Origin of the sequence: Vibrio anguillarum (assembly GCF_003390515.1) — a bacterium.
In the GTDB taxonomy this organism is placed as follows: domain Bacteria; phylum Pseudomonadota; class Gammaproteobacteria; order Enterobacterales; family Vibrionaceae; genus Vibrio; species Vibrio anguillarum.
Genome location: NZ_CP031479.1, coordinates 2,502,180 through 2,521,282, shown reverse-complemented (window position 1 = coordinate 2,521,282; position 19,103 = coordinate 2,502,180). Strand labels below are relative to the sequence as shown.

At 42.9% G+C, this 19,103-nt stretch carries 15 protein-coding genes and 1 other annotated feature; of the genes, 7 read left to right on the top strand and 8 right to left on the bottom strand.

Translation table 11 applies throughout. The features are described from left to right. Positions 1-149 precede the first annotated feature (149 nt). Positions 150-1,229: a 3-deoxy-7-phosphoheptulonate synthase gene (locus tag DD616_RS14670; protein WP_208871855.1), complete on the top strand. Its 1,080-nt coding sequence runs from the start codon at positions 150-152 to the stop codon at positions 1,227-1,229. 11 nt (positions 1,230-1,240) lie between these two features. Next, positions 1,241-2,368, top strand: coding sequence for a bifunctional chorismate mutase/prephenate dehydrogenase (tyrA, locus tag DD616_RS14665; protein ID WP_017043283.1), 1,128 nt, complete (start codon positions 1,241-1,243; stop codon positions 2,366-2,368). Positions 2,369-2,413: 45 nt separating this feature from the next. On the opposite strand, the gene DD616_RS14660 is transcribed toward tyrA, so the two are convergent. Both DD616_RS14660 and ettA read right to left on the bottom strand, forming a co-directional pair. Further along, positions 2,414-2,791, bottom strand: a complete 378-nt coding sequence (locus DD616_RS14660) for a PilZ domain-containing protein (protein WP_208871854.1) — start codon at positions 2,789-2,791, stop codon at positions 2,414-2,416. Positions 2,792-2,981: 190 nt separating this feature from the next. Then, positions 2,982-4,649, bottom strand: coding sequence for an energy-dependent translational throttle protein EttA (gene ettA / locus DD616_RS14655; RefSeq protein ID WP_010319161.1), 1,668 nt, complete (start codon positions 4,647-4,649; stop codon positions 2,982-2,984). 259 nt (positions 4,650-4,908) lie between these two features. Between ettA and DD616_RS14650 the strand changes: the two genes are divergently transcribed. Together DD616_RS14650 and trpR are read left to right on the top strand one after the other, a co-directional pair. After that, on the top strand, positions 4,909-6,858 hold the full coding sequence (locus DD616_RS14650) for a transglycosylase SLT domain-containing protein (protein ID WP_208871853.1): 1,950 nt from the start codon (positions 4,909-4,911) through the stop codon (positions 6,856-6,858). Between the two features lie 58 nt (positions 6,859-6,916). After that, on the top strand, positions 6,917-7,216 hold the full coding sequence (trpR, locus tag DD616_RS14645; RefSeq protein ID WP_013857539.1) for a trp operon repressor: 300 nt from the start codon (positions 6,917-6,919) through the stop codon (positions 7,214-7,216). 24 nt (positions 7,217-7,240) lie between these two features. Here the strand turns inward: trpR and yjjX are convergent, their stop codons facing one another. The 6 genes from yjjX to bamD form a co-directional block, all read right to left on the bottom strand. Further along, positions 7,241-7,768: an inosine/xanthosine triphosphatase gene (gene yjjX / locus DD616_RS14640; RefSeq protein WP_208871852.1), complete on the bottom strand. Its 528-nt coding sequence runs from the start codon at positions 7,766-7,768 to the stop codon at positions 7,241-7,243. After that, on the bottom strand, positions 7,740-10,091 hold the full coding sequence (locus DD616_RS14635) for a putative bifunctional diguanylate cyclase/phosphodiesterase (RefSeq protein ID WP_094128678.1): 2,352 nt from the start codon (positions 10,089-10,091) through the stop codon (positions 7,740-7,742). Before DD616_RS14635 ends, yjjX begins: the two co-directional genes overlap by 29 nt. After that, positions 10,075-11,121, bottom strand: coding sequence for a polyamine ABC transporter substrate-binding protein (locus DD616_RS14630; protein WP_017042910.1), 1,047 nt, complete (start codon positions 11,119-11,121; stop codon positions 10,075-10,077). Before DD616_RS14630 ends, DD616_RS14635 begins: the two co-directional genes overlap by 17 nt. Before the next feature lie 215 nt (positions 11,122-11,336). Beyond that, positions 11,337-12,515, bottom strand: coding sequence for a prephenate dehydratase (gene pheA / locus DD616_RS14625; protein ID WP_026028348.1), 1,179 nt, complete (start codon positions 12,513-12,515; stop codon positions 11,337-11,339). Positions 12,516-12,527: 12 nt separating this feature from the next. Continuing rightward, positions 12,528-12,646, bottom strand: a sequence feature (Phe leader region). Positions 12,647-12,755: 109 nt separating this feature from the next. Then, positions 12,756-13,082: a ribosome hibernation-promoting factor, HPF/YfiA family gene (gene hpf, locus DD616_RS14620; protein WP_026027341.1), complete on the bottom strand. Its 327-nt coding sequence runs from the start codon at positions 13,080-13,082 to the stop codon at positions 12,756-12,758. Between the two features lie 448 nt (positions 13,083-13,530). Continuing rightward, positions 13,531-14,256 (bottom strand): outer membrane protein assembly factor BamD, encoded by a 726-nt coding sequence (gene bamD / locus DD616_RS14615; RefSeq protein WP_013857531.1) that lies wholly within the window; start codon positions 14,254-14,256, stop codon positions 13,531-13,533. A 155-nt stretch (positions 14,257-14,411) separates the two neighbouring features. On the opposite strand from bamD, the gene rluD reads away from it, so the two are divergent. The 3 genes from rluD (at position 14,412) to clpB (ending at position 18,795) form a co-directional block, all read left to right on the top strand. Then, on the top strand, positions 14,412-15,386 hold the full coding sequence (gene rluD / locus DD616_RS14610; RefSeq protein WP_208871851.1) for a 23S rRNA pseudouridine(1911/1915/1917) synthase RluD: 975 nt from the start codon (positions 14,412-14,414) through the stop codon (positions 15,384-15,386). Next, positions 15,386-16,111 (top strand): peptidoglycan editing factor PgeF, encoded by a 726-nt coding sequence (gene pgeF / locus DD616_RS14605; RefSeq protein WP_208871850.1) that lies wholly within the window; start codon positions 15,386-15,388, stop codon positions 16,109-16,111. Before rluD ends, pgeF begins: the two co-directional genes overlap by 1 nt. Before the next feature lie 107 nt (positions 16,112-16,218). After that, the gene (gene clpB / locus DD616_RS14600; protein WP_026027339.1) at positions 16,219-18,795 is read left to right on the top strand and encodes an ATP-dependent chaperone ClpB; all 2,577 of its coding nucleotides are present in this window, start codon (positions 16,219-16,221) and stop codon (positions 18,793-18,795) included. The last annotated feature ends 308 nt before the right edge of the window (positions 18,796-19,103 follow it).

The window sequence follows — 19,103 nt, the reverse complement described above, 5'->3', positions numbered from 1 at the left end:
GAAGATAAATACGTATGTAATTTTATTTTTACACATAATGTTTTTTTAAATTTACACTTGAAATGTTTTTAAAGCCTGTTAATTTGTCCTTCATTGGTGTTTAGGTATGCAATAAGATTTTTTGTAAACAAATAATTACAGGTGATGAGATGCAAAAAAGTGAACTAAGTAATATTAACATCAGTGATGAGCAAGTGCTGATCACTCCGGAACAATTAAAAGCTAAGCTGCCGCTCAGTCATCAAGCTCGCCAGTTCATTCAACACTCTCGTCAGACAATTGCCAATATTATCCATAAAAAAGATCACCGTTTACTGGTGGTGTGCGGTCCTTGCTCTATTCATGATATTGATGCGGCAAAAGAGTACGCAAAGCACTTGAAATCACTCTCAGAGCAGTTGAGTGATCAACTGTACATTGTCATGCGTGTTTACTTTGAAAAGCCGCGTACAACGGTTGGCTGGAAAGGGCTGATTAACGATCCTCATCTTGATGGCAGTTTTGATATCGAACATGGTTTACACGTTGGTCGTCAATTGTTAGTTGAGCTAGCGGAGATGGAGATCCCTCTGGCGACCGAAGCGCTTGATCCGATCAGCCCTCAATATTTAGCCGATACATTCAGTTGGGCTGCGATTGGTGCACGCACTACGGAATCCCAAACACACCGAGAAATGGCCAGTGGTTTGTCGATGCCGATTGGGTTTAAAAACGGCACCGATGGCAATTTAGCAACGGCAATCAATGCGATGCAAGCGGCATCATCCAGCCACCGCTTTATGGGCATTAATAGTGAAGGGCAAGTGGCCTTACTTACCACTCAAGGCAACCCAAATGGGCATGTCATTTTACGTGGCGGTAAGCAAACCAACTACGATTCAGTGTCGGTCACCGAGTGTGAGCAAGAGATGGCAAAACATAAATTGGATGCCTCGTTAATGGTGGATTGCAGCCATGCTAATTCACGTAAAGATTACCGTCGTCAGCCGTTAGTCGCTGAAGATGTGATTCATCAAATTCGTGAAGGAAATCAGTCTATTATTGGCTTGATGATTGAAAGCCACCTCAATGAAGGTAATCAATCTTCTGACCTTCCTCGCAACGAAATGGAATACGGTGTATCGATTACGGATGCCTGTATTAATTGGCCATCAACTGAGGCACTATTACGACATGCTCATCAAGAGCTCGTTCCGTTCTTAGAAAATCGCCTAAAAAAAGGTGAATAAAGGGAAGTGCCATGGCTGTTGAACTTAACGAATTACGTGATCAAATTGATGCTGTCGATAAACAAATGGTCGAGCTGCTTGCACGCCGATTAGCTTTGGTTGAAAAGGTGGGGGAAGTCAAGAGCCGACATGGTCTACCGATTTATGCTCCCGATCGAGAAGCGGCGATGCTGGCTTCTCGCCGCGCTGAAGCGGAAAGAAAAGGCGTCCCGCCACAACTGATTGAAGATATTTTGCGCCGTACTATGCGTGAATCTTATGCCAGTGAAAAGGATTCTGGCTTTAAGTGCTTAAACCCAGAGCTGCGCTCTGTGGTGATTATTGGCGGTCATGGTCAACTTGGTGGTTTATTTGGCCGTATGTTCAAACTGTCGGGCTATCAGGTGAAAGTATTAGGCAGTAAAGATTGGCATCAAGCCGATGAGATACTGCATGATGCCGGTTTGGTTGTAGTGACGGTTCCTATTCACTTAACCGTCGGTGTGATTGAAAAACTTGCTCATTTGCCTGCCGATTGTATTTTGTGCGACCTCACATCGATTAAGTCTAAGCCGCTACAGGCGATGCTTAAAACACACTCTGGCCCAGTGGTTGGATTACACCCAATGTTTGGTCCAGATGTCCCTAGTATGGCCAAGCAAGTGATCGTCTATTGCGATGGGCGAGGAGAAGAGAGTTATCAGTGGTTGCTAAAACAGTTTTCGATATGGGGAGCGAGTTTGTGCCAGATTGATGCCGCAGAACACGATCACGGCATGACCTTGATCCAAGCACTGCGTCACTTCACTTCGTTTGTATACGGTTTACATCTTTCTAAAGAAAATCCGAATATCCAAAAATTACTGCAGCTGAGTTCACCGATTTATCGTTTAGAGCTGGCGATGGTTGGACGGCTTTTTGGTCAAGACCCTCACTTGTATGGCGATATCATTTTCTCATCGGAAGAGAACGTTGAGATGATAAAACGTTTTCATGCTTGTTTTGGTGAGGCGTTAACCTTACTTGACGGGCGTGAGAAGCAAGCTTTTGTGGAAAACTTTAGCAAAGTGAGTGATTGGTTTGGCAGTTATTCACAACAATTTATGCTTGAAAGTCAAAACCTGTTAAAACAAGCGAACGATGCCATTCATCGTGTTTAAGGCTGTCTGAACGGCGAGTGCGGTTGTTGTGAATACGGCCGCCGCTCATTCTTCCGGTTCATCCCCTAAATCAGACAAGTATTCCAGTTCGCGATGGAGCAAACTTTCATCACCCATGTTTAATTCAACTAAACGTTTCAAATGGCCAATACTTTCAATATCAATGTGATTGATGCTGACACGAATAATGTTGTTTTGAATGTGGATCAACTTGGCGACTAGATTAATAGTGACATCGCTGTCTGGTAGTGTGAAATGGACTTGTGCCATTTCATTGAGCACTAATTTGTCCGCGTCAGGGCATGAGAGCAATAGCCCATGCAGCGACAAATCTTGAATCGTTGTGGTGATGGTATATTTACCTTGCAATAAGGTGGCAGGCATCTGATAGATGATGCGTGAAAAGCGACGTCTTTCAATCATGGTACTCTCTCTTGTTGAGCGTTGACCTGTGCCAGCTTCGGCTCTGTATCGATCATTGAAAAATTATACCCATTAAGTTTAGACCTAATTGAAGGCAGTGTCGCGAATCCTGCATCTTGTTGTGTGATGCGTGATGTACAAGTAACAAAAAGGCCGCAATAGATTGCGGCCAAAGACTTCAAATACAGAGTTATTTGGTCATACGCTTGTATTTAATGCGGTGTGGTTCAGCCGCTTGAGCGCCCAACGTCTGTTTTAACCACTCAGTGTATTCGCTGTAGTTGCCTTCATAGAATTTCACTTCACCTTCATCACGGTAGTCCAGAATGTGGGTCGCAATACGGTCTAGGAACCAACGGTCGTGCGAGATAACCATGGCGCAACCTGGGAATTCCAGCAGCGCTTCTTCCAATGCGCGTAGCGTTTCAACATCCAGATCGTTGGTTGGTTCGTCGAGTAATAGGACGTTGCCGCCAGCTTTAAGCAATTTGGCTAAGTGAACACGGTTGCGCTCACCACCCGATAGCTGACCGAGCACTTTTTGTTGATCGACGCCTTTGAAGTTAAAGCGAGAGCAGTAAGCACGCGCAGGAATTTCAAAATTGTTGATCTTGATAATATCCGCCCCTTCAGAGATCTCTTGGAAGACGGTATTTTTGTCGTTCATGCTGTCACGGAACTGATCAACCGAGGCTAATTTCACGGTTGCACCCAATTCAATTTCACCAGAATCTGGTTGCTCTACGCCACTTAGCATTTTAAACAGCGTTGATTTACCCGCACCGTTAGCACCGATGATGCCGACAATCGCTCCTTTCGGCATGCTAAATGACAAATTATCAATCAGTACGCGATCACCAAACGATTTGGTTAAGTTACGAACTTCCAATACTTTATCACCTAAACGTTCGCCCGGCGGAATGAAGAGTTCGTTGGTTTCATTACGTTTTTGATGTTCAGTATTATTAAGTTCTTCAAAGCGTGCCATACGTGCTTTGGATTTTGCTTGGCGGCCTTTCGGGTTTTTACGAACCCATTCCAGCTCTTTTTCAATCGTTTTTTGACGAGCACTCTCTTGAGATGATTCTTGCTTTAAGCGTTCATCTTTCTGTTCGAGCCACGAGGTGTAGTTACCTTGCCAAGGAATGCCTTCGCCGCGGTCAAGTTCTAAAATCCAACCAGCAGCATTATCAAGGAAGTAACGGTCGTGGGTGATGGCGACGACTGTGCCTGAATAGTCGACAAGGAAGTGCTCTAGCCAAGCAACAGATTCCGCATCTAAGTGGTTGGTTGGTTCGTCAAGCAGCAGCATGTCTGGCTTTTCAAGTAGCAAACGGCAGATCGCCACACGGCGGCGCTCACCACCAGACAAAACGGCAATTTTAGCATCCCATTCTGGTAGACGAAGTGCATTGGCCGCACGTTCTAAAGCGTTCTCTAAATTATGGCCATCTTTGGCCTGAATCAGAGCCTCGAGCTCACCTTGCTCTTTGGCTAACGCATCAAAATCGGCGTCGGGTTCTGCATATGCCGCATAAACAGCATCGAGGCGAGTTAGTGCGCCAGCCACATCAGAAACGGCCTCTTCCACCACTTCACGCACGGTTTTTGATTCATCCAGTACTGGTTCTTGAGGCAAGTAGCCGACTTTCAATCCTGCTTGCGGGCGTGCTTCCCCATCAATATCAGTATCGATGCCAGCCATGATACGTAACAGGGTGGATTTACCTGAACCATTGAGACCTAAAACACCGATTTTAGCTCCAGGGAAAAAGCTCAGAGAGATGTCTTTGAGAATTTGACGCTTAGGCGGGACAATTTTACTCACCCGCGACATGGTATATACGTATTCAGCCATTGCCGATTGTTCCTAATCTTAGTAACAGAAGAAAGTGGTCATTTTATACCAAAGCGATCGCATTTGTTACTAGGTACCTAATTTTTAGAGCTTAGATGGTGTTTTTCATCGATAAAAAAGTAACGAAACATTAAGTTACTAAGTTCATATGTCGCACTTTTATGAATTTAATATTATTTACATCTATGGCCTTTACTTTTTTATCTAGAATCAGCGTAATGAAACGGAAATTCCCTTGCTTTGGATAGGACGAGAGCACATGGCGCTCATGCATTTTATAAGACCGCAGCGATTGTTATCATCAATATTAGCGTTGAGCTCCTTGGTGTGCGGCACCGCGTTTTCAGGCGCAATAGAGGACTTGGATAGTCAACGAGAGCTGTATGATCAAGCTCAGAGGTGGCTTGATGAAGATAAAGTTGATGAAGCTAAAAAAATTAGAAATAAGATCAAAAACTATCCATTGACGCCTTATCTGGATTATCGATCTCTGCTGGTCGATATTGGTAATAAACCGCCATTAGCGGTTCAGGTTTTTATCGATACACATCAAGATTTCCCGTTTTCAAACCGCATTCGAGCACCGTATTTAGATGCGTTGGCGGCGAAAGGAAAATGGGCCACCTTGCTTGATTTTCAAAAAGCGGAGCCGAATGATGAGCCTTATCGCTGTCATTACTACAATGCGCATTACCAAACAGGCCAGCGAGATATTGCGTTCAAAGGCGCACAAAAATTATGGCTCAGTGGCAGTAGCATTTCTGACGCCTGTGATCCACTCTTCACCGCATGGAGTGAGCAAGGCGGGTTAACCGATGACTGGTTGCTTAAACGAATGTTATTGGCGTTTGATGGGCGTAATTTAACGCTAATGAAATACTTACAGAAAAAATTAGTTAAGCCAAAATCACAGGCGACAGCGCAAGCGATGATCGATCTCTACCGCTCGCCAGAAAATGTGTTGACTTTTGCTAAACAATACACCGATGGCACGTTTAATCAGCAGTCGATTCAATTTGCGTTAGAAAAGCTAGCACGCCAAGATGCAAAGCTTGCGCAAAGTGTGTACCAAACTCTTCTCGATCAGAAAATACTGTCGGATGCTTATCAGCGTCCTATTGCAGAATATATAGCCAGAATATTGCTTGATACCGAGGAGCAAGCACTCGCAAACTGGCGAGATAGTGTGATAGCGCAAAGCTCAAACAGTCTTTTGCTCGAGCAGAGGATCCGCAAGGCACTGACCGTTGGTCGTTGGGATGAAGTGAAATTCTGGACAGAGCAGCTCCCCGCTGATGAAAAAGCCAGCTTACGTTGGCAATATTGGCTTGGGCGCGCTGATATTGCGTTGGGTGATGAAGCCAAAGGATTACAACGTTTAAATGCGATGATTGGGCAACGTAATTTCTACAGTGTCGCGGCCGCTAATATGGTGAAACAGTCAGTAAATTATCCCAGTACATCGATTAAGCTTAATCCCAATTTATTGACGCCGTATAAAAAAGCCTTAGTACGGATCCAAGAGTTGATTGAACGAGATAAAATCGCGGCTGCAAAAAGTGAATGGAAATGGTTACTCGATCGTGCAGATACAAAAGAAAAAGAGATGCTAGCAGCCTACGCCGACTCCCAACGTTGGTATAGTTTAACTGTGACAGCCTCTATTTCGGCGCGGATGTGGGACAACATGCAATTGCGTTTTCCATTAGCCCATCAATGGTGGTTTAACTTCTATGGCCAAAAACACGACATTGACCCAATTATGCTGATGTCACTTGCTCGTCAAGAAAGTGGAATGGATGTTGAGGCTCAATCGCCCGTTGGCGCTCGCGGTATCATGCAGATTATGCCGAGCACGGCTAAGTATACGGCTAAAAAATATCAGCTGACCTATAACGATGAGCAAGAGTTATATGAGGTGGGCAAAAATATCGAAATAGGCAGCCATTATTTAAATGGATTATTAGAGCAATACGGCGACAATCGAATTTTTGCATTTGCTGCCTATAACGCTGGGCCAAATCGCGTCAATCAATGGCGAGAGAAAACACAAGGCAAGTTAGATGCTTACGCTTTTATTGAAGCGATCCCTTTTCGGGAAACCCGCGGGTATGTGCAAAATATTTTGATGTTTGAGACTTACTATCGAGATTTGATGGGGATTGAAGGTGAATTTCTCAACCAAGATGAGCTCAATACAAAATATTAATTCCAATACGAAGTGAAAGTTCTACAATAGCGGAACGTATCACTTTGCGAGTACATTCATGCCACACCAACCTGAGTACACTGATTGGCAGCAGCTAATGGAATTGGTTAAATCAGCCACAGAGCAAGAGCAGCACGCAATGCTACTCACCATGATGATGACCCCAGATGAGCGAGATGCGCTCGTGGCGCGTGCGAACATCTTATGTGAGCTACTTAAAGGGGAGTTATCACAGCGGCAGATTAGCCAATTGCTCGGAGTAGGAATTGCGACCATTACGCGTGGCTCAAATGAGCTCAAAAGTAAATCAGAACAAGAAAAGTCGCAATTAGCCGCTCTGCTACTCAAGGTGTCTTAAGGGTTCCTTGAGTTTGCCAACCTTTTATAAATTAGCAGGGAAATGCTCTGGGTTGATAAAAGGGATTAACGCGAGGATCAATGCTTGATGGTAGACCGAGCTGCGAGTGAGTTGGTTATGAGTGAGCAGGCTGATCGCCCCACCTTTCTGTTTGATATTTTGGCAGTCAAACAGTTTATCCATCACATCGCCTAGCTCATTTTCATGGCTTAACAGCTTCAATACTTGAGGTGGTAGCATTAAGCTGGCTGAACGCGATTCTCCTCGATGAGTGGCGGATTCAATCACCATCCACGCAAAAGTCACTGTATTCTCAATGCCCGCTTCTAACCCGACGTAATAATCTGCCGTGGGATCTTGCTCTTTCGCATTTCGTACTCGGTTAAGTGCGCCTTGATGGGTTTCTTCATCTGTCATCGGTTGATCCGCGACACCACTGGGCACACTCACCCCTTTAAATGAGAAAGTATCCTGCGGAAAGGTACTTTCAAATGCACTTTTGACTGCATTGATTTTGGCCGGGTTAAGAGAGGCAATGATCACATTTTTCATAAACAGCGTTTAACTCTTTTTGTTGTTGATACCATGAAACCAACGCATTTAATGGCATTGGTTTGGCAAAATAATAGCCTTGCATGAAATCACATTGGTAATCAGCAAGCCAATTATGCATCTCTTTACTTTCAATCCCTTCAGCTGTGACTTGCATTGATTGAGAGTGGCAAAGTTCGATCAAAGGCTTAATGATCTTGTGATTGTCAGTGGTGATGAGTGTATCTAAAAAAAGCCGATCGAACTTAATTTTTTGTACTGGATATTGCACCAATTGAGTAATGGAGGTGTAACCAGAACCGAAATCATCAATCGCCAATCCGTAGCCTAAATGCGATAGTTCGTGAAGCAGTGGAAAACCTTTTGAATTGGCAGAAAAAGTTTCTGTAATTTCAAAATCAATCAAATGGGGAGGAACTGCATTCTCCTGCGCATGTTTATGAATGTAATGAGCTAACTGTAAAGAGTTTAATTCTGCTGATGAAAGGTTAATCGATAACTGAACAGGGTGTTCAAACATCGCTTGCAGTGCATGGAACTCCTCGAAAGCTGAACGGACGACCCAGCGATCAATGTTGCCAAATAACCCGGTTTGTTCGGCTATCGGAATAAATTCTTTTGGTGAAATCGTACCGAGCAGGTTGGATTCCCAACGAAGTAAAACTTCAAATCCTGAGACTGTATTGCCAGCACGATTTAAATAAGGTTGATAGACCAAGCTAAATTCCTGATCAAAATCCCCTCGGCGTAATGCTTGCTCAATGTTGGCTCTGCGCTGAACACCCTTATTGAGCTCTGGCGAGTAGTAAGCTATTTGGTTCTTCCCGGCATTTTTTGCTTGATACATGGCCGTATCAGCATTAGATAATAATTTTTCTAAGGTATAGCCATCGGTTGGGTAGGTGGCTATGCCGATACTTGCTGTGATTGGGAAGTTCCCGAGTGGTGAATTGTGCTGATTTTGTAGTGGAGCCAGTAACTGGCTTGCAAATTCGCTTGCGGCTTGTTTAAAAGTACTAGGGGCAGAGATAAAAATTGAGAACTCATCCCCAGAGAGTCGAGCAGCTAAACTTTTAACTTGATACTTTTCAAAGGAAAAGTTGCGCAATGAGCCGATATGTTGTGCAAAATTGACTAACAATACATCACCAATCTGATGTCCATATTTATCATTGACGTATTTGAAATTATCTAAATCAATATACAAAACCCAGATGTTATCTGTGTGTCTTGCTTTTGCTAGCACTCTTTCTACCGATTGTTGAAAGTGGTGGCGATTGGCAAGTTTTGTTAAGTGGTCGTACTCGGCAAGTGCTTTTGTTTTCTTATATGTGGTATCAAGCTCCTGATACATATCGTAAAAACGAGAGGATAGCCGGCCAATTTCATCGTTACTCTTGAGAGTTTCGATATTGTCACGCTGCTTATTCTCTACTTCTTTCAATTGTTGATCTAATTGGGATATGGGCTTGATTACATGCCGGTATAATAAATACAAAAGCAGCAACACAGTCACTAGAGTCGATATTCCAAACGACAACGCTAACCGTTTTTTAATGGCATAAAGTTTGTCGTTAATTAGATACTGTGCAGGATCAAGCGTGGCATAAAGATCTGATTTTAATTCAACAGTTTGCGTTAATCCTACCTTTTTAATATCCGCTACGTCAGTGAAGAAAATGGTACTTCGGTTATCAAATTCTATTTTCTTCATCAGTCGATTAAAGGGTTCTAGTACGACGAAAACAACAACAAAGAAAATTTTATCGCGGTTATAGCTAAGCGGTGTCGTAAGTGTTTGAGTATCTAAAACATCATACCGAACTAGAATACCTTCACCGCTGGAATTTGTCGTATAGTCAACATAAGAGGTTTTCTGTGTGCTATCGAAAGTGTCTTGTATGTGGTTGAGAATTTTTGTATCGATTTTAGCGAAGGGGTCACCACTATTTTCGGCATAATAAAGAACATTTTTGCTGCCATCCAAAATCGATAACGCAATGAAATTATTCTCTTGTGATTGGAGAATGTCCAATGTTTGCTGAAAGTTATCAACCAGTTCTAACTCTCGATAAGGGTTGCGCTCATGTGCAACGTAGTGACGAATGATATCGCTTTTCGTGAGGGTGTAAGCGTAGCTATTCACCAGGTATTGGGTTTGACGAAAGTGACCCGCGAGTTTTTCCATACTCAGTTGAAGATAGCTTTCTTCTCTTTTCAGCAAAGCATCTTTCTGATTGGAGTAGATAATGTAACTAGATGCCACTGCACTGAGAAGAATAACCGGTGTTATCAGCAACAGAATTCTATTGTTGAGCTTCATGTTGTTCCAAAATACTGTTAATGATTTTTGCTCTCAAACTAATATCGGCAGGGAGCAATTCGCTATCAATAATGCCTTGCTCTAACAAAGCTGGGTTTGGAAATAATGATGCATCATTTCGGTAACTATCTGGCATTAAATTTAGGGCACTTAAGTTTGGTGTCGCAGCTTTAATATCTTTTGCATTTATTGCGGCAACTTCTGGGCTCAATAAGTGGTTTATAAACTCTTTTGCATGTTCTTTATTTTTTGAATTGCTGTTGATGGCTAAACAATCAACCCAAATATAGGGTCGGCCTTGCGGGGTGACAAAATCCCAATCATTGCTGCCAAAATACTTATTCAATGAAAATTGGTCACCGCTGTATGCGAGTGCCATATCTAAGCCATCACTGTCAGGATGGCTTCGGACGTAACTCAATATATATTCATAGGTTAAGATATTGCGATTCACGGATAGCATCTTTTGATAAGCCTGTTTCAGTGCATTATCGTTATTTGTAATTGGCGATTGTTGTTGGGCATACAATGCTGGCAACAGGGTTTCAACTGTATCGTGAAGCATCCCCACATGGCCTTGGAGTGCTGGTGGCATGTCGATGAGATCAGCCCAGTTTTTGGGTTTGGCTGGAAATTTACTTTTTTTGTAGACGATGCCTACGGTTCCCCAAAAGTAGGGAATGGCGTGGCTACCGCACGCTTGATTCCATTTCGTATCATTATGCTTTCTATTCGGTAGAGCACTCAGATCTTCAAAGGTGTTGAGCCGAGAGTAGATAAGAGCTGATACGTTATCTAACACTACAATATCAAAAGGTAGCTGGACACTTTTGACCATCAATAGACTGCGTTCATCGTCATTATCAAAATGATATAGATTAATATCGATGCCGCTACTTTGCCGCCATTGATCAACGATTTGCGGTGACATAGTGTCTTCCCACAAATAAATATTGAGCTCTGAGCTTCGAATGTGCGCTGAAATGCCTAGCAGAAATAGCATTAAAGCCAAAGGATGGATTTTCATCATGATATAAGTAGATGAACCTTATTTATTGGAAAAGGGCATCGTTCACAATGAAAGTGTCACAGATATCTTATGACGTGCGGAATATATTCCGTGAATTCAAAGTAGGCTGACAGCCCAAAACATAGTGATTAATTATGTGTGAAATGATTGGGCATTATATGAACTATGTTGATTGCTGTCAGCTGACTTCTGTCAAATATTTGACTTAAATGTGATTATTGAAGTTTTACTTGGGTCGGTTTAACATTTTCGCTTGGGTAGCAACCTAATACTTTTAAATGCTTAGTGATTTTTGTTAGCTCATTCAATGCTTGCTGCATTTCAATGGAATCAAGATGTGATTCAAGATCAACATAGAACATTTCTTCCCAAGGATTACCCATAATAGGTCTCGATTCCAATTTGGTCATATTGATGCCGTAGCGTTGCAGCACTAACAAGCTTTCAACAAGTGAACCAGCTTGTTGTGATGTCGACATGATTAATGTCGTCTTCGCTGGAATTTGAGTAGAGACTTCCACGGGTTTTCGCGCAACAACAATAAAGCGAGTCTGGTTTTCTGTTTGATTGGCGATATTAGATTTGATCGATTGTAAGCCATACAGTTTACCGCTAGAAGCATTGCCAATTGCGGCAACATCGTTGCGATTAAGCTGCTGTACTTTTTGCATCGCATCAGCGGTGCTCGCACAGGTTTCAAGTGTAACGCCTTTTAGGCGGCTTAAAAATTCGCTGCACTGCTGGTGGGGCTGTGGGTGTGAATAAAGGATTTTAAGCTCTTCCAAACGTAATTCAGAGGTGGCGACCAAGCAGTGCTCAATCGGTAAAGTGAGCTCACCGACAATGTACAAGGTAGTATGTTGCAGCAAATCATACACTTCGTTAATTGAACCTGAACTGGTATTTTCAATCGGCAATACCCCATAGTCAGCATGACCTGATTCAACTGTTTTAGTGACTTCTTTAAACTGATCGCAATTGAGTTCGATCAACTCTGTATTTTTACGACTGAAGTACTCACGAGTTGCAAGATGGGAGTAAGAACCTTTAGCACCTAAAAAAGCAACCCTTGCGAGCGGTTTACGGCTTAGTTGCGGATTGGCTAGATTCTGCAAGTATGCTTGCTGTAGCAAGACGGAGTCTTCAATGATGGTATGAAATAGTTTAGTAATGTACTGAGCATCTAAATTGTATTTTTCTTTACCAGTATTAATCAATTTGACTAAAAGTTGCTGTTCACGTATTGCATCTCTCACTGGTTTTGCGGTTTCCACTTTGCTTTTAGCGACTTCAATGCTGAACTTTCGACGCTCTGCCAGTAGGTTCAGCAGTTGATCATCAAGCTCGTTCAGTCGCAAGCGGATCTCTTCAAGTGAATAGTGCTTTTCAGTCATAAAAATGTCCTTGTAAAAAAGCCTCCCAGTGGGAGGCTTCCTGTTCGTTTTTGACTTATCTTCTGTCAACGACCATGCCTCCAAGGTTATTGGAGAAAAAAGAAGTCAAAAAAGAACAGTGAGGTTAAGTGCATAAGAAGGTGATTTCTCTTTGAATGTAAAGACACAATAAGCAAGCAACCGTAGAGCGTCAAGCAAAAAAATAGCGCTTGAAAGCGCTATTTTTCATCATATTAAACTTTATTCAACTTCTTCTTCTACTTCCGGTTTGTCGGTACGACGAGCTTCCGGTTTATGGCGCAGTTTGTTGAGTTGGCGTTCTAATTTTTGTTCTACCTCATTGATAGCTGCGTAAAGATCTTCGTGGGTTGCAGAAGCGACTAATTGTCCTTTGGGTACCGTGATAATAGCTTCGAATCTTTTTTGTTTATTGGGCTCTTCACTAAAGCTAGCTTGGCATCCTATGATATCCACTTGCCATTTTTCTAGTTTTTTAAATTTGCTCTCAATGTGAGTGCGGATTGCAGAGGTGATGTCGATATTTTTACCAGTGATAGTTACTTTCATAGATGTTTTCCTCTGTTGCATCCCTCATGGGTTAACTTCAGATTACTGATTTAACACTAAAGTAATGTGATATAGATCACTTTATTGAATGTGATTTCAAAGGGCGAGTTTAAACGTGATCTCACGCAAAGAGTGCTGACAAAGAGTAAAGAAAAAGCTTGTGATTCCTATCAATCTGGATAGATTGGTTAAAAGATCAAGCTAAGAATTTCCCATTTTTAGGGTGTTTTTGCGGCCTAAAAAGAGCGCTGCTCATTTCTTATTCAAGTGTTTTTTGTGATCTTTATTCTAACGATGTTTTGAACACCTCCCTTTTTATTTCAGTTTTCCCTGCACCACTCATTTTCCAGCCGTCTTTTGCTGGCGTGTTATTATTCCCATCGACTCCAAATAAAAAAACCACTCAAAGCGTGAGTGGTTTTCATGGCGTACCTAAGCTTATTGCAAACTATTGTGGATTGAGTGCAATTAACTTTTGAGTTCTGGCAATGGCATCGTTCAGTTTGAGCTGTTTATACGCTTCCAACTGAATGTGTAATGATTTGCGAGCCGCTTCAGTGTCTGGATACGTTTTTTGTAGCTCCTGAGCACGGTTGATGGCCGCAATCCAAGATTCACGGCGTAAGTAAAAATCAGCTGTGGCAAGGTCATATTCAGCCAGCCTATTTTTTAACGCGAATAAGCGTTTATGAGCATCTTCTGCATAAGGGCTTGTTGGGTAGCGTTGCAGCAGTTTCTTAAAATCAGCAAACGCAGCTTTTACCGGTTCTGGATCACGATCCGCGCGATCGACATTAAATAGGTCATGCATGAAGTTGCGATCTTGCGCCATATGCGTCAAACCACGCATGTAGAGTACCCAATCCATTTTTTCATGGGTTGGATTCAAACGGGTAAAGCGTTCAATGGTCGCTAAACCTAACGCAAGATCATCGTTTTTGTAGTAAGCGTAAATAAGGTCAAGTTGAACTTGTTCTGAATACGCGCCGAAGGGATAACGTGAATCTAACGCCTCAAGTTTTTGAATGGCCGTTAACCAGTTACCACTTTGCAGTGAGGTTTGCGCTTCTGAGTATAATTCAGAAGGCGGCACATCAGGGACAATCTCTTCGCTGCTTGAACAGCCAAATAACAGTGATAATGCGAGTAAGCCTGATAAAGTGTGGTGTTTCATGACAGGAGTCGTTTCCTTGAATTAATGCTTCTTAATTGAGTGCGTAATCGCTTTACAAATCGTTTCGTTACTTTCTTAGCAGTAACAGATACAATGACGCCATATTTTATCCATACTAGACGCTATTAGTCTCACGGTTTTTAAAAAAGTTCGATATGGCTCAGCAGATTGAATTAACAAATACAGTAAAAGATAGCCAGTTAGGTCAACGTTTAGACCAAGCTGTCGCTGAATTATTCGCAGATTTCTCTCGTTCACGTCTAAAAGAGTGGCTTTTAGAAGGCAAAGTTCAGGTCAATGGTGAGGTGATCACTAAACCAAGAACGAAAGTCATGGGGGGAGAAATCATTACGGTCCAAGCCGAGCTTGAAGATGAAGAGCGTTGGGAAGCGCAAGATATACCTTTAGATATCGTGTATGAAGATGACGATATTATGGTCATCAACAAACCACGAGATTTTGTCGTTCATCCAGGCGCGGGTACTCCAGATGGCACAGTCTTAAATGCACTGTTGTTCCACTATCCAGCTATTGCAGAAGTACCTCGTGCGGGGATTGTGCATCGTTTGGATAAAGATACGACTGGTCTAATGGTGGTCGCTAAAACGGTTCCTGCACAAACACACTTAGTTCGAGCGTTGCAAAAGCGTAAGATTACGCGTGAATATGAAGCGATTGTGATCGGTACTATGACTGCTGGTGGGATGATCGATAAGCCGATTGGCCGCCACTCAACAAAACGTACATTGATGGCGGTAAGCCCGATGGGTAAACCAGCGGTAACTCACTATCGTGTGGCCGAGCATTTTCGTGAACATACGCGACTTCGTTTGCGTTTAGAAACGGGCCGTACTCACCAAATTCGTGTGCATATGTCATATTTACAGCATCCTTTGCTTGGGGATACCGCCTATGGTGGCCGCGCTCGCATTCCGAAAGGGGCAACGCAAGAGCTGACCGATATGATCCGTGGTTTTGATCGTCAGGCTTTGCATGCCGTTATGCTTCGACTTGAGCATCCTGTGACTGGTGAAATGCTAGAATTTCATGCGCCAGTACCTGACGATATGATCATTATGGCGGAAGCTTTACGCGTAGATACTAAGTTGAATAAAAAAGACGAGTTCTAATGCAGAAGATCATCCCTAACTGGAATGCACCTAAACATGTAAAAGCTTTCTCCTCGACTAGAGTCGGTGGCTTTTCGTTAGCTCCTTATCAAGGGCTGAATTTAGGCATGCATGTTGGGGATGATCCTTTATCCGTTGAAAAAAATCGCCAATGGCTAACGCAGCAAGCGGCGATGCCCTCTGAACCTATTTGGCTTGAACAAACGCATTCAACACAAGTGCTAGAGGTTACTCAACCTACTCAGCAGATTCTGAGTGCCGATGGTGTTTTTACCCATCAGCATAATGTGGTTTGTTCTGTAATGACCGCTGATTGCTTACCTGTTCTACTCACTAATCACCAAGGCAGCGAAGTGGCTGCAGTTCATGCTGGTTGGCGCGGTTTAGCTAATGGGATACTCGAAAATGCGCTCGCCAAATTTTCTAGTGATATCCTAGCTTGGCTCGGTCCTGCTATCGGTCCTACGGCATTTGAAGTCGGTGATGATGTATACCATGCCTTTGTTGATCAAAATACCAAGGCAAAGGCCGCATTTTATCTTCAAGAGAATGGAAAATGGCTAGCAAATATTGCACAGTTAGCCACGTTAAGGTTGCATCAATGCGGTGTTTCAGAAATATCAGATAGCGGCCTTTGTACCTTCCATAATCCTCATCAGTTTTATTCCTATCGACGCGACGGAATCACAGGTCGCCAAGCTTCATTTATTTGGATCGAAGAGTAACTTACGCAAGATCAATCTTCCCTAACTTGCCCCTTGAAAAAGCACTAGTACGTAGCCATCTTTAGCTACGTAAGATTAGTTTCTCAATTAAGGTGAGGAAAGTTGGTATGCGTCTTGATCGATTTACAAGCAAATTTCAAATTGCCATTTCTGATGCTCAATCATTGGCATTAGGCCGTGATCATCAATATATCGAGCCTGTTCATTTGATGGTGGCATTGCTCGATCAAAATGGCAGTCCAATTCGTCCACTTCTTACTATGTTAAGTGTGGACGTTATGCAGTTGCGCTCGAAGCTCAGTGAGATATTAGACCGTTTGCCAAAAGTTAGCGGCATCGGTGGTGATGTTCAGCTTTCTAGCGCAATGGGTACTATGTTCAATTTGTGCGATAAACTCGCGCAAAAACGGCAAGATTCCTACATTTCTTCGGAAGTATTTTTGCTAGCCGCACTAGAAGATAAGGGCGCGCTTGGTCAATTACTCAAAGAAATAGGGCTTACCGAGAAAAAAGTTTCTGAAGCAATAGAAAAAGTGCGTGGAGGTCAGAAAGTGAATGATCCAAATGCAGAAGAGCTAAGACAAGCGCTTGAGAAATTCACAATAGATCTAACTGAACGAGCGGAACAAGGCAAACTTGATCCTGTCATCGGGCGTGATGATGAAATTCGTCGCACCATTCAAGTATTGCAACGCCGGACCAAAAACAACCCCGTGATTATTGGTGAGCCCGGTGTAGGTAAAACGGCGATTGTGGAAGGGTTAGCGCAGCGCATTATTAATAATGAAGTACCAGAAGGTCTACGTGGCCGTCGAGTATTGTCATTAGACATGGGGTCTTTGGTCGCAGGGGCTAAGTATCGTGGTGAATTTGAAGAACGCTTAAAATCGGTGCTTAACGAGCTAGCGAAAGAAGAGGGTAATGTCATCCTCTTTATTGATGAGTTGCACACTATGGTCGGTGCAGGTCGAGGCGAAGGCGCAATGGATGCGGGGAATATGCTTAAGCCCGCTCTGGCTCGAGGAGATCTACACTGCGTCGGTGCGACCACTTTAGACGAGTATCGTCAATATATAGAGAAAGATCCGGCACTTGAGCGACGTTTCCAAAAGGTACTGGTTGATGAACCTAGCGTAGAAGACACAGTAGCTATTTTGCGTGGTTTGAAAGAGCGTTATGAGCTCCATCACCATGTGGAGATCACCGATCCCGCTATTGTTGCTGCTGCGAGTTTATCGCACCGTTATATTTCTGATCGCCAGTTGCCCGATAAAGCGATTGACTTGATCGATGAAGCCGCTTCAAGTATTCGAATGCAAATAGATTCAAAGCCAGAATCTTTAGATAAGCTTGAGCGCAAAATTATTCAGCTGAAAATTGAGCAACAAGCGCTAACGAATGAACACGATGAAGCGAGTGAAAAACGCTTACAGGTGTTAAACGAAGAGTTAAAAGTGAAAGAGCGCGAGTTTGCCGAGCTGGAAGAAGTTTGGAATGCGGAAAAAGCAGCTCTTTCGGGTACTCAGCATATTAAGTCCGAATTAGAGCAAGCGCGTATGGATATGGATTTCGCACGTAGAGCGGGTGACTTGAACCGTATGTCAGAACTTCAATATGGCCGAATTCCTGAACTTGAAAAGCAGCTCGACCTTGCAACTCAAGCTGAAATGCAAGAGATGACTTTACTGCGCAACAAAGTAACTGATGTAGAAATTGCGGAAGTGCTTTCAAAGCAAACTGGTATTCCAGTTTCTAAAATGCTGGAAGCTGAGAAAGAAAAACTGCTGCAAATGGAGGATGCGCTGCATCAACGAGTTATCGGACAAGTTGAAGCCGTCGAAGTGGTATCAAATGCGATTCGCCGTAGCCGAGCTGGGTTATCTGATCCAAATAGACCGATTGGTTCCTTCTTATTCTTAGGGCCAACTGGTGTGGGTAAAACTGAATTGTGTAAAACACTCGCAAACTTTATGTTTGATAGTGAAGATGCCATGGTGCGAATCGACATGTCTGAGTTTATGGAAAAACACTCAGTAGCACGATTAGTCGGCGCGCCTCCAGGTTATGTGGGCTACGAAGAGGGTGGCTACTTGACCGAGGCTATTCGTCGTAAACCGTACTCGGTTATCTTGTTGGATGAAGTTGAGAAAGCACACCCTGATGTCTTTAATATCCTGCTACAGGTATTAGATGATGGGCGCTTAACTGATGGACAAGGACGCACAGTTGATTTTCGTAATACAGTGGTAATTATGACCTCAAACTTAGGGTCTTCACAAATTCAAGAAAAATTCGCAAGCTTGGATTATGAAGGCATTAAAAAAGAGGTAATGGAGATTGTAGGTAAACATTTTAGACCAGAGTTCTTAAACCGAGTGGATGAAAGTGTAGTATTCCATCCGTTGGCGCAAGAACAAATTAAATCGATCGCTTCTATTCAATTAGCCCGTCTTGGTAAACGAATGGAAGAGAAAGGTTATCAGCTTGAGGTATCTGAAAAAGCGTTAGAGCTGATTTCTCAAGTTGGGTTTGATCCTGTTTACGGAGCAAGACCATTGAAACGCGCGATTCAACAAAGCGTTGAAAATCCATTAGCGAAAGAAATCTTGGCAGGAAGAATCCTACCGGATAAAAAAGTTAAGCTAGTTGTTAGCAATGACCAAATTATTGCTCATCAAGACTAAACATTTACATTCAAAAGGGCCAGAAATGGCCCTTTTTGTTTGAAAATTACTCTCATTGGTTCTTTTGTGAGCTGTCGGTTCGTTTTTATGAGAAAGTTTCATTTTAAGACTTGTGTCCTTCTCTAAACTACCTATAATGCGCCTCGTTGTCAGGGCAGTGCTAGTTACTTCTGCTGATAACAGATGGACACTTGTTTAAAAGAAATAATCGATAAAGTGTTTGACACTTAAGGTTATATCGCTAGAATGTTCGTCCGCTTTGAATGCTTTTAGATAAGCATCCAAGCAAGCTCTTTAACAATATAAAC

Excerpts from the sequence above, each read along its gene's own strand:
- pgeF (WP_208871850.1), top strand. The coding sequence starts at position 15,386 with ATGCAGAAGATCATCCCTAACTGGAATGCACCTAAACATGTAAAAGCT.
- DD616_RS14635 (WP_094128678.1), bottom strand. The coding sequence starts at position 10,091 with ATGAAGCTCAACAATAGAATTCTGTTGCTGATAACACCGGTTATTCTT.
- ettA (WP_010319161.1), bottom strand. The coding sequence starts at position 4,649 with ATGGCTGAATACGTATATACCATGTCGCGGGTGAGTAAAATTGTCCCG.
- rluD (WP_208871851.1), top strand. The coding sequence starts at position 14,412 with ATGGCTCAGCAGATTGAATTAACAAATACAGTAAAAGATAGCCAGTTA.
- bamD (WP_013857531.1), bottom strand. The coding sequence starts at position 14,256 with ATGAAACACCACACTTTATCAGGCTTACTCGCATTATCACTGTTATTT.
- DD616_RS14630 (WP_017042910.1), bottom strand. The coding sequence starts at position 11,121 with ATGATGAAAATCCATCCTTTGGCTTTAATGCTATTTCTGCTAGGCATT.
- tyrA (WP_017043283.1), top strand. The coding sequence starts at position 1,241 with ATGGCTGTTGAACTTAACGAATTACGTGATCAAATTGATGCTGTCGAT.
- DD616_RS14650 (WP_208871853.1), top strand. The coding sequence starts at position 4,909 with ATGGCGCTCATGCATTTTATAAGACCGCAGCGATTGTTATCATCAATA.
- clpB (WP_026027339.1), top strand. The coding sequence starts at position 16,219 with ATGCGTCTTGATCGATTTACAAGCAAATTTCAAATTGCCATTTCTGAT.
- hpf (WP_026027341.1), bottom strand. The coding sequence starts at position 13,082 with ATGAAAGTAACTATCACTGGTAAAAATATCGACATCACCTCTGCAATC.
- trpR (WP_013857539.1), top strand. The coding sequence starts at position 6,917 with ATGCCACACCAACCTGAGTACACTGATTGGCAGCAGCTAATGGAATTG.
- yjjX (WP_208871852.1), bottom strand. The coding sequence starts at position 7,768 with ATGAAAAATGTGATCATTGCCTCTCTTAACCCGGCCAAAATCAATGCA.
- DD616_RS14670 (WP_208871855.1), top strand. The coding sequence starts at position 150 with ATGCAAAAAAGTGAACTAAGTAATATTAACATCAGTGATGAGCAAGTG.
- pheA (WP_026028348.1), bottom strand. The coding sequence starts at position 12,515 with ATGACTGAAAAGCACTATTCACTTGAAGAGATCCGCTTGCGACTGAAC.
- DD616_RS14660 (WP_208871854.1), bottom strand. The coding sequence starts at position 2,791 with ATGATTGAAAGACGTCGCTTTTCACGCATCATCTATCAGATGCCTGCC.